9 protein-coding genes are annotated in these 13540 nt (G+C 63.4%); 4 read left to right on the forward strand and 5 right to left on the reverse strand.

What is annotated here, in order from left to right; genetic code table 11:
- Positions 1–103: 103 nt before the first annotated feature.
- The 4 genes from dnaA (at position 104) to ISG32_RS12380 (ending at position 7692) form a co-directional block, all read left to right on the forward strand.
- Positions 104–1528 (forward strand): chromosomal replication initiator protein DnaA, encoded by a 1425-nt coding sequence (gene dnaA, locus ISG32_RS12365; protein ID WP_194771309.1) that lies wholly within the window; start codon positions 104–106, stop codon positions 1526–1528.
- A 172-nt stretch (positions 1529–1700) separates the two neighbouring features.
- On the forward strand, positions 1701–2807 hold the full coding sequence (dnaN, locus tag ISG32_RS12370) for a DNA polymerase III subunit beta (RefSeq protein ID WP_194771310.1): 1107 nt from the start codon (positions 1701–1703) through the stop codon (positions 2805–2807).
- 178 nt (positions 2808–2985) lie between these two features.
- Positions 2986–5598, forward strand: a complete 2613-nt coding sequence (gene gyrB, locus ISG32_RS12375) for a DNA topoisomerase (ATP-hydrolyzing) subunit B (RefSeq protein WP_194771311.1) — start codon at positions 2986–2988, stop codon at positions 5596–5598.
- A gap of 201 nt (positions 5599–5799) precedes the next feature.
- Positions 5800–7692 carry an ATP-binding protein gene (locus ISG32_RS12380; RefSeq protein WP_194771312.1) on the forward strand — a complete coding sequence of 631 codons (1893 nt, stop codon included), beginning with the start codon at positions 5800–5802 and terminating at the stop codon, positions 7690–7692.
- Positions 7693–8102: 410 nt separating this feature from the next.
- Here the strand turns inward: ISG32_RS12380 and ISG32_RS12385 are convergent, their stop codons facing one another.
- The 5 genes from ISG32_RS12385 to urtB form a co-directional block, all read right to left on the reverse strand.
- Complete coding sequence (locus ISG32_RS12385; RefSeq protein WP_194771313.1) at positions 8103–8933, reverse strand: urease accessory protein UreD; 831 nt, start codon at positions 8931–8933, stop codon at positions 8103–8105.
- A gap of 213 nt (positions 8934–9146) precedes the next feature.
- Positions 9147–9839 carry an urea ABC transporter ATP-binding subunit UrtE gene (gene urtE / locus ISG32_RS12390; RefSeq protein WP_194771314.1) on the reverse strand — a complete coding sequence of 231 codons (693 nt, stop codon included), beginning with the start codon at positions 9837–9839 and terminating at the stop codon, positions 9147–9149.
- A gap of 6 nt (positions 9840–9845) precedes the next feature.
- Positions 9846–10724, reverse strand: coding sequence for an urea ABC transporter ATP-binding protein UrtD (gene urtD, locus ISG32_RS12395; protein ID WP_194771315.1), 879 nt, complete (start codon positions 10722–10724; stop codon positions 9846–9848).
- Positions 10721–11926: an urea ABC transporter permease subunit UrtC gene (gene urtC / locus ISG32_RS12400; RefSeq protein WP_194771316.1), complete on the reverse strand. Its 1206-nt coding sequence runs from the start codon at positions 11924–11926 to the stop codon at positions 10721–10723. Before urtC ends, urtD begins: the two co-directional genes overlap by 4 nt.
- 4 nt (positions 11927–11930) lie before the next feature.
- A complete protein-coding gene (urtB, locus tag ISG32_RS12405; protein ID WP_194771507.1) occupies positions 11931–13493 on the reverse strand; it encodes an urea ABC transporter permease subunit UrtB in 1563 nt (520 codons plus the stop codon).
- Between the last annotated feature and the right edge of the window lie 47 nt (positions 13494–13540).

A 13540-nucleotide genomic window follows, 5' to 3' on the forward strand; every position in this document is an offset into this window, starting at 1 on the left:
AGATGTGTGGGTGATGTGCGGAGAAATTGTGGATAACTCCGCGCGGAAGGTACAATGGGGGTCCTTCAATGTTCCTCCTATCCACAACTAGAATTCCCCTGAAATGATTGAGGAACCTTCCAACACCGCCCACGACGAGTCCGGCTCCGACGCCGGGCAAGGCCTGTGGCAGGCATGCGTGGAGCAGCTCTCTCAGGAGCTGCCAGAGATGCAGTTCAACACCTGGATCAAACCACTCGCAGCCAAGGTGGAGCCCGACCTCTCCAAGGTCACCCTGTTCGTGGCCAACCGCTTCAAGCTCGATTGGATCCGTGCGCAGTACGCGGGTCGCATTTCCGCCATACTGGAAGGCCTGTACGGCCAGCCCATTCCACTGGAGTTGGCGCTCGCTCAGCGTGAAAGCGTTGTCCGCAAATACATTCCGCCCCAGCCAGTGGCCCAGGCGGAACCCGTTGCCGCGCCCGAACCCGCCGCCAGCGCCGCCGAGGACAATGGCTCCGGCCCGTTCCGCTCGCGCCTGAATCCCGCCCTGACTTTCGACTCGCTGGTCGAAGGTACCGCCAACCGCATGGCCCGCTCCGCCGCCATGCACGTCGCCGCGTCGCCCGGACATCTCTACAACCCGCTGTTCATCTATGGCGGTGTGGGTCTCGGCAAGACCCACTTGGTGCACGCCGTGGGCAACAAGCTGCTGGCCGACAAGCCGGACGCCAAAGTTCTCTACATTCACGCCGAGCAGTTCGTCTCGGATGTGGTTAAGGCCTACCAGCGCCGCACCTTCGACGACTTCAAGGCCCGCTACCACTCGCTCGATCTGCTGCTGATCGACGACGTGCAATTTTTTGCGAACAAGGACCGCACGCAGGAAGAATTCTTCAACGCGTTCGAGGCCCTGCTCGCCAAGAAGAGCCACATCGTGATGACGTCGGACACCTACCCCAAGGGACTGGCCAACATCCACGAGCGTCTGGTCTCGCGCTTTGACTCCGGTCTCACCGTGGCCATCGAGCCGCCCGAGCTGGAAATGCGCGTCGCGATCCTGATCAACAAGGCCCGTGCCGAGAACGCGGACATGCCCGAAGAAGTGGCCTTCTTCGTCGCCAAGAACGTGCGCTCCAACGTGCGCGAGCTCGAAGGCGCGCTGCGCAAGATCCTGGCCTATTCGCGCTTCAACCAGAAGGAAGTGTCGATCCAGCTCGCCCGCGAGGCGCTGCGTGATCTGCTGTCGATCCAGAATCGCCAGATTTCGGTGGAAAACATCCAGAAGACGGTGGCCGACTACTACAAGATCAAGGTCGCCGACATGTACAGCAAGAAGCGCCCCGCGAGCATCGCCCGCCCGCGCCAGATCGCGATGTACCTGGCCAAGGAGCTCACGCAGAAGAGCCTGCCCGAGATCGGGGAGCTGTTCGGCGGGCGCGACCACACGACCGTGCTGCACGCGGTGCGCAAGATCGCCGGCGAGCGTCAGCAGCTCACCGAACTCAACCAGCAGCTGCACGTGCTGGAACAGACGCTCAAGGGGTAATTCGATCCGTGATGAATTGCCATGAAATTTGTTTCAGATCGCAGGCAAAATGCCATGTGGGGCGAACGGGCCGGGCTCTTGAGAGGGAGCAAGCCCCAACCATGCACTCGAATCGCCCCGCCACGTTTTTCGCATTTCTTTTTGCACACCAAAACCAACCAAGGTTGAAGACATGATTGTCCTGAAGGCAACACAAGACAAGGTCCTCGCAGTATTGCAATCGGTGTCCGGCATCGTCGAACGCCGTCACACTCTGCCCATCCTGGCGAACGTGCTGATCCGCAAGACCGGAAATGCCCTGCAGCTCACCACCAGCGATCTGGAAATCCAGATCCGCACCACCGCCGAGCTCGGCGGCGACACGGGCGAGTTCACCACCACGGTCGGCGTGCGAAAGGTCATCGACATCCTGAAGACCATGCCCTCGGACCAGACCGTGAGCCTGGAGACCAGCCAGAACAAGCTCATCCTCAAGGGTGGCAAGAGCCGCTTCACGCTGCAGTCCCTGCCCGCCGAGGACTTCCCGCTGGTGCAGGAAGCCGCCGGTTTCGGCCCCGCGTTCAGCGTGCCGCAGAAGGTGCTCAAGAACCTGATGGGTCAGGTCTCCTTCGCGATGGCCGTGCAGGACATCCGCTACTACCTCAACGGCATCCTGTTCGTCGCCGAAGGCAACACGCTGAGCCTCGTGGCCACCGACGGCCACCGCCTCGCGTTCTCGTCGGCCACGCTGGACGTGGAAGTGCCCAAACAGGAAGTGATTCTGCCGCGCAAGACCGTGCTCGAGCTGCAGCGCCTGCTGTCGGATGCCGACGGCGCCATCGAGATGCAGTTCGCCAACAACCAGGCCAAGTTCTCGTTCGGCGGCATGGAGTTCGTCACCAAGCTGGTCGAAGGCAAGTTCCCCGACTACAACCGCGTGATCCCCAAGAACCACAAGAACAGCATCACGCTCGGCCGCGCACCACTGCTGGCCAGCCTGCAGCGCACCGCCATCATGACCAGCGACAAGTTCAAGGGCGTGCGCCTGAACCTCGAACCCGGTCTGCTGCGCGTGGCCTCCAACAACGCCGAGCAGGAAGAGGCCGTGGACGAGCTCGACATCGACTACGGCGGTGACACCATCGAGATCGGCTTCAACGTGAGCTACCTGATCGACGCGCTCACCAACATGAGCCAGGACATGGTCAAGGTCGACCTGTCGGACAACAACAGCTCCGCGCTGCTGACCATCCCCGACAACGATCACTTCAAGTACGTGGTGATGCCGATGCGCATCTGACCCAAGGTTCAGGAACGCACACCGACGCACTGATCCACGCATCATTTCATCAGGGCTGCCATGGCTTCACCAAGAGCGATGGCAGCCATTTGATCATTTGATGGACTGAATTTTTGAACGATTTTTTACACGGACCGCCTCCCAAGGCGGCCTGGTGAACGAGAGAAAGCATTCCTCCATGACCGCAGAGAACACGCAGCCCACCCCCGACGAGCCCACCGCGAACAACGGCGCATCGCCCGCGCCAGCACCCGCGGCATCCGGCAGCGATGGCTACGGCGAAGGCGCGATCCAGATCCTCGAAGGCCTGGAGGCCGTGCGCAAGCGTCCCGGCATGTACATCGGCGACACCTCGGACGGCACCGGCCTGCACCATCTGGTCTTCGAGGTCGTGGACAACTCCATCGACGAGGCGCTGGCCGGTTTCTGTGACGACATCGTCATCACCATCCACACCGACAACTCGATCAGCGTCATCGACAACGGCCGCGGCATCCCCACCGGCGTGAAGATGGACGACAAGCACGAGCCCAAGCGCTCGGCCGCCGAAATCGCACTGACAGAACTGCACGCGGGCGGCAAGTTCAACCAGAACAGCTACAAGGTCTCGGGCGGCCTGCACGGCGTGGGCGTCTCCTGCGTGAACGCGCTTTCGGTCAAGCTCAAGCTCGTGGTGCGCCGCGACGGCCAGATCCACCAGATCGACTTCTCGCGCGGCCATGTGCAGAACCGCATCATCGAGAACGTCGACGGCGCGGAGATCTCCCCGATGAAGATCGTCGGCCCCACCGACAAGCGCGGCACCGAAGTGCGCTTCCTGCCCGACACCGAGATCTTCAAGGAAAACAACGATTTCCACTACGACATCCTCGCCAAACGCCTGCGCGAGCTCTCGTTCCTCAACAACGGCGTGCGCATCCGCCTGCACGACGAGCGCACCGGCAAGGAAGACGATTTCTCCGGCGCCGGCGGCGTCAAGGGCTTCGTCGAATACATCAACGGCACCAAGAAAGTGCTGCACCCCACGGCCTTCCACGCCATCGGCTCGCGTCCTGCCGAAACCTACGGCGGCATTCCCGGCACCGAGATCGGCGTCGAAGTCGCCATGCAGTGGAACGAAAGCTACGGCGAGCAGGTGCTCTGCTTCACCAACAACATTCCCCAGCGTGACGGCGGCACCCACCTGACCGGCCTTCGCGCCGCGATGACGCGCGTGATCGGCAAGTACATCGAGCAGAACGAGTTCGCCAAGAAAGCCAAGGTCGAAGTCTCCGGCGACGACATGCGCGAAGGCCTGTGCTGCGTGCTCTCCGTGAAGGTGCCCGAGCCCAAGTTCTCGAGCCAGACCAAGGACAAGCTGGTCAGCTCGGAAGTGCGCGCCCCCGTGGAAGACATCGTCGCCAAGGCGCTGACCGACTACCTCGAGGAAAAGCCGAACGACGCCAAGATCCTCTGCGGCAAGATCGTCGAAGCCGCACGCGCCCGCGAAGCCGCGCGCAAGGCCCGTGAAATGACCCGCCGCAAGGGCGTGCTCGACGGCATGGGCCTGCCCGGCAAGCTGGCTGATTGCCAGGAAAAAGACCCCGCGCTCTGCGAAATCTACATCGTCGAGGGCGACTCCGCCGGCGGCTCCGCCAAGCAGGGCCGCGACCGCAAGTTCCAGGCCATCCTGCCCCTGCGCGGCAAGATCCTGAACGTCGAAAAAGCCCGCTACGAAAAGCTGCTCTCCAGCCAGGAAATCATCACCCTGATCACGGCGCTCGGCACCGGCATCGGCAAGGCCAGCGTGGAAAGCGGCAAGAGCACCTCGGACGACTTCGATCCGAACAAGCTGCGCTACCACCGCATCATCATCATGACCGACGCCGACGTGGACGGCGCCCACATCCGCACCCTGCTGCTGACCTTCTTCTACCGTCAGATGCCCGAGCTGTGCGAACGCGGCCACATCTACATCGCCCAGCCACCGCTCTACAAGGTCAAGAGCGGCAAGGAAGAGCTGTACCTGAAAGACGCCGCAGCGCTCGACGCCTACCTGCTGCGCGTGGCCCTGAACCACGCCAGCATCACCACCGGCGGCGCCAACAGCCGCGTGCTGCAAGGCGAGGAACTGGCCGAGCTGGCCAACAAGCACCAGCACGCCGAACACGTGATCGACCGCCTCTCCGCCTTCATGGACGCGGAAGCCCTGCGCGCGATTGCCGACGGCGTCGAGATCAAGCTCGACACCCTGCAGGACGCCGAAGCCAGCGCCGTGCAACTGCAGGCCAAGCTGCGCGAACTCAACACCAACGGCGTCCCCGCCGACGTGACCGGTGAATTCGACGCCCGCACCGACAAACCCATCCTGCGCATCAGCCGCCACCACCACGGCAACATCAAGAGCAGCATCATCACGCAGGACTTCGTGCACGGCGCCGACTACGCCGCCCTGAGCGAAGAGGCCCACCTCTTCCGCAGCCTCATCGGCGAAGGCGCCAAGGCCACCCGCGGCGAAGGCGAAAAAGCCAAGGAAGAAAAGATCACCGACTTCCGCGGCGCCATGCAATGGCTCATCTCCGAAGCCGAACGCACCACCGCCCGCCAGCGCTACAAGGGCCTCGGCGAAATGAACCCCGAACAGCTCTGGGAAACCACCATGGACCCGGCCGTTCGCCGCCTGCTGCGCGTACAGATCGACGACGCCATCGAAGCCGATCGCGTGTTCACGATGCTGATGGGCGACGAAGTCGAGCCACGCCGGGATTTCATTGAGACCAATGCGCTCAGGGCTGGGAATATTGACGTTTGATTTTTTTGTAGGTAGATGCAATAAGTGAGATTTCTATCGCCAATCAGAGGTAGCAACTACCTAAATCTCAAATTTGCGCCACTTACCTAAAGCCGTTTCATGCGGCTTTAGGTTTCCCCTCTCACCGCTGCGGCGTTGTTTCAAATCAACGCGGAGCCGGTCTTCTCCCAAACCGCATATGTGTTAGTCAGGAGGCGTCTCATGCGTAGTGCCGTGGAGCTGTTCGAGGAACTCAATGCAGTGGACGAATCCACCCGCATTGAAGCCAAGCGGACCAGCCAGCTGGGCAAGTCGGTCATGGAGACCGTGATCGCTTTCGCAAACGAGCCGGGGTTAAATGGCGGCCATCTGTTGCTGGGTGCAGACTGGTCTATCAACGACAAGGGCGACACCGTCTACCGGCCCGCCGGCCTGCCAGACCCGGACAAGGTGCAAAGAGACCTAGCGTCGCAATGCGCCAGCATGCTCAACGTTACGCTGCGGCCTGAGATGCAACTGGAGACCGTAGACGGTCACACCGTGCTTGTAGTCTATGTACCCGAGGCTGACGTCACCCACAAGCCGGTCTACCTCAAGGCCACCGGCCTGCCCCGGGGCGCCTTCCGGCGTATCGGCAGTACGGACCAACATTGTGTGGACGAAGACCTCTGGGTGCTGCGCGGCGAAAGCCAACCCAGCCATGGTCCCGACACCAGTGTGCTGCCTGATGCGCGGCTGGACGACTTTGACCCTACTGCGATTGCCGCTTACCGCCGGGACCGGGCACGCATCAACCCGCAGGCCGAAGAACTAGCCTATGGTGACGAGGACATGCTCGAAGCCTTGGGCTCCTTGCGCCGTGTGGATGGCGCGCTGCAGCCCACATTGGCCGGCATCGTGCTGTTTGGCAAGCCACTGGCCCTGCGGCGAATCTTGCCCATGGTGCGCATCGACTACATCCGCGTACCCGGCAATGAATGGGTAGAAGACCCGGAAAACCGCTTCCAGTCCATCGATATCCGCAAACCACTGCTGCTGGCCCTGCCCCAGGCCGAGGCCAGCATCATCGACGAACTGCCCAAAGGCTTCCGCCTGCCAGAAGGCCAGCTGCAAAGCGTGCAAGAGCCGATCTTGCCGCGCAAGGTCATCCGCGAAGCCCTGGCTAACGCGGCCATGCATCGCAGCTACACCGTACACAGCCCCACGCAGATCATCCGCTTCAGCAATCGCATCGAGGTGCGCAATGTGGGCTACTCACTCAAGGCGCCCGAACAGTTAGGCTCGCCGGGCTCCCGCCTGCGCAACCCGGTGATTGCTGCCGTGCTGCACGACCTGCACCTGGCAGAGGCCAAAGGCACCGGCATCCGCGCCATGCGCCGCCTGGCAACTGATGCCGGCCTCGCCGCGCCTGAGTTCCATTCCGACCGGCAAGCCAACGAGTTCAAGCTCACGCTCTTTCTGCACAACCTGCTGACTGAGGATGACCATGCCTGGTTGCGCAGCTTTGCCGGCGGGACCGTGAGCGGTGACGAAGCCAAGGCGCTGATCTACGCCCGAGAGACTGGCGCCGTGGACAACAGTGCCTGCCGAGACTTCTGCGGCCTAGACACCCTGGCGGCCAGCCACCTACTACGCCGTCTGCGCGATCGGGGGCTGCTGGACAAAGAGGGCTCTGGCAGCAGCACCTACTATGTGCTGGCCCGTGCCGACGCCGAGCCCCCCGAGCTCCCTGCCCAGCTCTCGCTGGACATCGAAACGGCGTCCACACGGGTAGCATCTGGAGTGGAGCCCCTCCCCGCCGCCGCCGGATCCGATATACCAGCATGCAACCCTGAGGTTGCAACCTTGCCGACTGAGCTTGCAACCATGCTTGCAACCCTGAGGGGCCGCACTCAGGAGGATGCCCTCCGCCAAGCTATCGTCCGCCTGTGCACCTGGGCACCGCTCACTGTGGACCAGCTTGCAACCTTGCTGGGCAAAAGCCGCAACTACCTGCGCAACAAGCACCTGATCCCCATGGTCGGCAGCGGCCAATTGCGTTTCCGCTACCCTGAAACCGCCAAACACCCTCATCAGGCCTATGTGGCCCCGGCGGACACGCCAGTGAAATCATGACCGACAAGACCTCGAGGCCCAACTGCGAGATCTGATACTTTGACCAAATGGCACCAACGTCAATTGAATCTACCAATCTGCACCGTTCCTCGCAAAGCCAGAACAGCTCGGTGCTTGCGCAATCCCCTCGCCAATTCATCACACTGAATCGCCCCGGGTTTGGCGGAGGTTGCTTGGTCGTGATTTCTCAGCTTATGCGGTCCTTTTCCCCACTGCCATGATGCGCGCCGCACGCAAGTCGTTGATTCGCAAGTGACGGATTTCTCACGTTTTGCAGTCACCTACAGTTGCGTGAAGTGTCTCCGCGCCCTGATGATCTTTCGACGCTGTGCAGTCACGCAATCGCGTGCGTTGCTCGTCTGGATATCGCGCCGCCCTTTGCACGACGTCGCCCTCCCCCAAAGGCTCCCTTACGTCGCCCAGATGCGCGGCCGGGTGCCCGGCTGGTGCCAGCACCGCATGCGCCATTCGGCCCACACGCGTTGCCACAGCAGCATCAGCGGCTCCACCACCGGCGCGAGGCCGCGCAGCACGATCATGTGCGCATTGGGCGCCGTCACTCCGGCAATCACGCCTTGCGGCAGGTCGAGCAGCATCGCGTGCGTGGCTTCGAGCAGCTGCTCGCGCAGCGTGCGCGGCAGTGCTGTGCCGCTGGCGAGGATGAGGCTGCCCATGCAGCGTGCGCCGGCCAAACCAAGGGTGCCGTTCATCAGGCGGTCGTCCTGCGCGTCGATCACGCCGCGTTCAAGAAACCGGCCCGGCCAGTCGATGTGCTGCACGAAGCGGCCCCGTTCATACGGCGCGTCGGCATGCGGCAGGCCAAACGCGGTGATGTCCCAGGCGATGAGCTGCGAGTCGGGTGCGAGGTCCAGGTGCAGCTCGTTCACCGCGTCGCAGTCGTTGTAGGCGATGGCTTCGAGCGGAAGCCATTCAAGGCGCGCGCCGGGCGCAAGCGTGATCCGGGTGCGCTGCGTGCCCTGCTGTCCGTTGTTGCGATAAAAGCGCGTGGCGCCGGGCGTGGTGATGAGGCCATGCGCGCCCTCCTGCACACGCACCGTCACGTCGAGCAGGTCACCGCCAACGATGCCGCCCGGTGGATGGACGAGCACGTTGTGGCAGATGCGCGGGCCTTCCGGATGCAGGCTGCGCAGCACGCGCAGCGGGCCGTCGTGGCTGAAGTGCAACCGCGTGGCGTCGTTGCGCTGCGAGTAGTCGAGATCGAGACGGGCGTGCCAGACCATGGGCGCTGATTAAAACATTGAAATGGAGATGTCGGAAAAGCGGCGCGGCGTCTCAGAGGACTACGCAACGATAAATGAACCATGAAACTGGCGCGCTCCAGGCGAGGGCAGCCGCGCAAGGGCCGCCCCGCCGCGCTGGCTGCGCTCCCCTGCCCGAAACGCAACGCGTTTCGAGAGCGGGGGAAGACGCAAAGCGCCTCAGGGGAGTGTTCCTCATATCGCCACAAGCTGACGCACGCCCTTGGACTGCATCTCGTGACCGGGGCCACTGGCAATGACTTCACCGCGTTCCATGACGACGTAATGATCGGCCAGCTCTTCCGCAAAGTCGTAATACTGCTCGCACAGCAGGATCGCCATGTCGCCACGATTGGCGAGCATGCGGATCACGCGGCCGATGTCCTTGATGATGCTCGGCTGTATGCCTTCCGTGGGCTCGTCGAGGATCAATATCTGCGGCCCCGGCGCGAGTGCGCGCGCGATGGCGAGCTGCTGCTGCTGTCCGCCCGAGAGATCGCCGCCGCGCCGGTGCAGCATGGTCTTGAGCACGGGGAACAGCTCGAACAGCTCGGCAGGAACCTGCGCCCCGCCGCTCTTGTAGGCGAGCCCCATGCGCAGGTTGTCCTCCACCGACAGGCGCGAAAAAATCTCTCGGCCCTGCGGCACATAGCCCATGCCGCTGCGCGCGCGGTCATACGGCGCACGGCGCGAGATGTCCGCACCCTGCCATTCAATCCTGCCGCTCTTGATGGGCACCAGGCCCATGAGGCTCTTGAGCAGCGTGGTCTTGCCCACGCCGTTGCGGCCGAGCAGCACGGTGACCTTGCCTTTTTCCGCCTTGAGGTTCACGTCGCGCAGGATGTGCGAGCCGCCGTAGTACTGGTGCAGGTTTTCGATGTGGAGCATGGTGTGTCAGCGTCCCAGATAGACTTCAATCACGCGCTCGTCGGCCTGCACTTCGGCGAGCGTTCCCTCGGCCAGCACCGCGCCATCGCACAGCACCGTGACCTTCTCGGAGATGGTGTCGATGAACGACATGTCGTGCTCCACCACCATCAGCGAGTGCTTGCCCTTGAGGCTCAGAAACAGCTCGGCGGTGCGCACGGTTTCCTCGTCGGTCATGCCGGCCACGGGCTCGTCGAGCAGCAGCAGCTTGGGCTCCTGCACCAGCAGCATGCCGATCTCGAGCCACTGCTTCTGCCCATGACTGAGCAGCCCCGCCTGGCGCGTGACGCTGCCCGCCAGATGGATGGTGTGCAGCACCTCTGCGATGCGGTCCTTCTGCGCGCCGGCGAGGCGAAAGTGCATCGACTGCGCGACGCCCTTGTGCGTCTTGAGCGCGAGTTCGAGATTTTCAAAAACGGAAAGCTGCTCGAACACGGTGGGCTTCTGGAATTTGCGGCCTATGCCGAGCGCCGCGATCTGCGGTTCGTTGTAGCGCAGCAGATCGATGGTGGAGCCGAAGTACACCGAGCCTTTGTCGGTCCGGGTCTTGCCGGTGATGATGTCCATCATCGTGGTCTTGCCCGCGCCGTTGGGGCCGATGATGCAGCGCAGCTCGCCGGGCGCAATGTCGAGGTTCAAGCCGTTGATGGCCTTGAAGCCGTCAAAGCTCACATGCACGTCCTCAAGATAGAGAATGCGCCCGTGCGTCACATCGACTTCGCCCGCGATCACCGGCCGCGCGAGGCTGGCCGTGCGCCCGCCGGATTCGGTCGCGCCCATCGTGGCCTGCAGATGGTGCAGGTGCACCATGCGCTTCGTGCCGGCTTCCATGAGGTCGGGTGTCATGCGCGTGCTCCCTTCGTGATGTCAGGTGTCTTGGGTGCGGTGGGTGCCGTGGATGCCGTGGCAAGGGCCTTCGCTGAAGGCGCTGCGCGGGTTGCCGAGCGCGCCGCGCGATGCTCGCGCCATTGGCGCGCCAGGCCCACGATGCCGCCCGGCATGAACAGAGTGACCGCGATGAACAGCAGGCCCAGCACGTAGAGCCAGTACTCGGGCGCGGCCATGGTCAGCCAGCTCTTGCCGCCGTTGACGGCGAACGCGCCGATGATCGGGCCGACGAGCGTCGCGCGGCCGCCGACGGCCGTCCACACCGCCATTTCGATGGAGTTGCCGACGCTCATCTCGCTCGGGTTGATGATGCCCACCTGCGGCACGTAGAGCGCTCCGGCAAGGCCGCACATCATGGCCGAGATCACCCAGATCGTGAGCTTGTACTGCAAGGGGTTGTAGCCGCAGAACATGGTGCGCGTCTCCGCGTCGCGCACGGCCTGCAGCACGCGGCCGAACTTGGACTGCACCAGCCAGCGCGCCAGCAGATAGCAGCCCAGCAGCGCCATGCCCGACAGCGAGAACAGCAGCACATGCATCTGCGGCGTGTTCAGCGAGAAGCCCAGAATCGTCTTGAATCCGGTGAAGCCGTTGTTGCCGCCGAAGCCCGTCTCGTTGCGAAAGAACAGCAGCATGGCCGCATAGGTGAGCGCCTGCGTGATGATCGAAAAGTACACGCCCTTGATCCGCGAGCGGAACGCGAAGTAGCCGAACAGCCCCGCAAGCAGACCCGGCACCAGCAGCACCAGCAGCACGGTCGCGATGAAGCTGCCCGACAGCGACCAGGCCCACGGCAGCTCCTTCCAGTCGAGGAACACCATGAACGGCGGCAGCGTGTCGGGACCCGAGGCCTCACGCATCAGGTACATGCCCATCACGTAGCCGCCCAGCGCGAAGAACAGCCCGTGGCCCAGACTCAGAATGCCGGTGTAGCCCCAGATCAGATCGATGGCGAGCGCGCAGATCGCATAGCACATGAACTTTCCAAGCAGGCCGATCATGTAGTCCGAGAGATGCAGCGCATGGCCCTCGGGCACCATCAGATTGAGCGCGGGCGCGACGGCCGTGACGATGATGAAGGCGATGAGAAACACGCTCCAGCCGCGCCCGCTGAGCAGCGGAGCGCGACGGGGCAATTCGATGAGGGTAGTCGTCGCCATGGGATCAGGCCTCCGCGCTGCGGCCCTTCAAGGCGAAGATGCCTTGGGGACGCTTTTGAATGAAGATCACGATGAAGAGCAGCACGGCGATCTTGGCGAGCACCGCGCCCGTCCAGCCTTCGAGCAGCTTGGACAACACGCCGAGGCCCAGCGCGGCATACACCGTTCCCGCCAACTGGCCGACGCCGCCGAGCACCACCACGAGGAACGAATCGACGATGTAGTTCTGCCCGAGGTCCGGGCCAACGTTGCCGATCTGGCTGAGCGCGCATCCCGCAAGCCCCGCGATGCCCGAGCCGAGTGCGAAGGCGTAAGTGTCGGTGCGCGCGGTGTTCACACCCACGCAGGACGCCATCGCGCGGTTCTGCGTGACGCCGCGAACGAACAGGCCGAGCCGCGTGCGCGCAATCATGAAGGCCACGCCACCAAGCACGAGAAACGCAAAAATCACGATGCAGATGCGGTTCCAGGGCAGCGTGAGATTCGGCAGCAGCGCGAGACCGCCGCTCATCCACGACGGATTTTCCACGCCCACGTTCTGCGCGCCGAACAGGCTGCGCACGGTCTGCTGCAGCACGAGGCTGATGCCGAAGGTGGCGAGCAGCGTCTCGAGCGGACGGCCGTAGAGAAAGCGGATCACGCCGCGTTCGAGAATCGCGCCGACCAGCGCCGACACGAGGAAGGACACCGGAATCGCGAGCACCAGATACCAACCGAATGCCGACTCGGGCAAATAGCGTTGGAACAGCACCTGGACCATGTAGGTCGCGTACGCGCCGATCATGATCAGCTCGCCGTGCGCCATGTTGATCACGCCCATCAGTCCGTAGGTGATGGCGAGGCCGAGCGCCGCCAGCAGCAGCACCGAGCCGAGACTGATGCCGCTGAAGATTTCACCAAGTCGCTCGCCCCAGGTCAGGCTGTCGGCGATCTCGGCCACGGCGCGCTGCAGCGCCTTCCTGACGGCCGGGTCCTGCTCGTCGGCCATGCGCTGGTTGAGCAGCAACTGCGTCTCCGGCGTTTTTTCATGGGCGAGCGCGCCGATGGCATGCAGGCGCTGCTGCGGATCATCGCTCGCCAGCTGGCTCGCGGCCTTGGCACGTTCGAGCAGGGTCTTGACCTGCGCATCCGTCTCCTTGGCGAGCACGCTGTCGATCAGCTCGACGCGCGACGCATCGGGCTCCGCCGCGAGCTTGGCGGCTGCGCTGCGGCGCTCGGCGACCTCACCACTGCCGAGTGCCAGCGCCGCCTGCGCCACGTCGATCACGCCGCGCAGGTAGTTGTTGTTGACCACATCCTCCGCATCGGCGGGCAGCGTCGCCACATCGCCGGTGGCAGGGTCGATGGCCTTGTCGTTCTGCACGATGAAGGCCTTGCCGTTGGCGGTCTTCACCTCGTCATTGGAGAGCGCCGCCAGAAACGCGGCGAGCCGCGCATCAGGCGTCTGCACGGCCTCGTTGATGGCGGCCACGCGCTGCTCCGTATCGTCGGCAGCGGCCATCCGGAAGGCCTGCTCGGCAGTCAGCGCGTGGGCCATGCCGCACAGGCCCAGCGATAGTGCCAGCATGGAAACAACGGAAGGAATACGGATCACGAATCTCATGGTCTTTTTCT

The organism is Diaphorobacter caeni, assembly GCF_015354245.1.
Taxonomy (GTDB): domain Bacteria; phylum Pseudomonadota; class Gammaproteobacteria; order Burkholderiales; family Burkholderiaceae_C; genus Diaphorobacter_A; species Diaphorobacter_A caeni.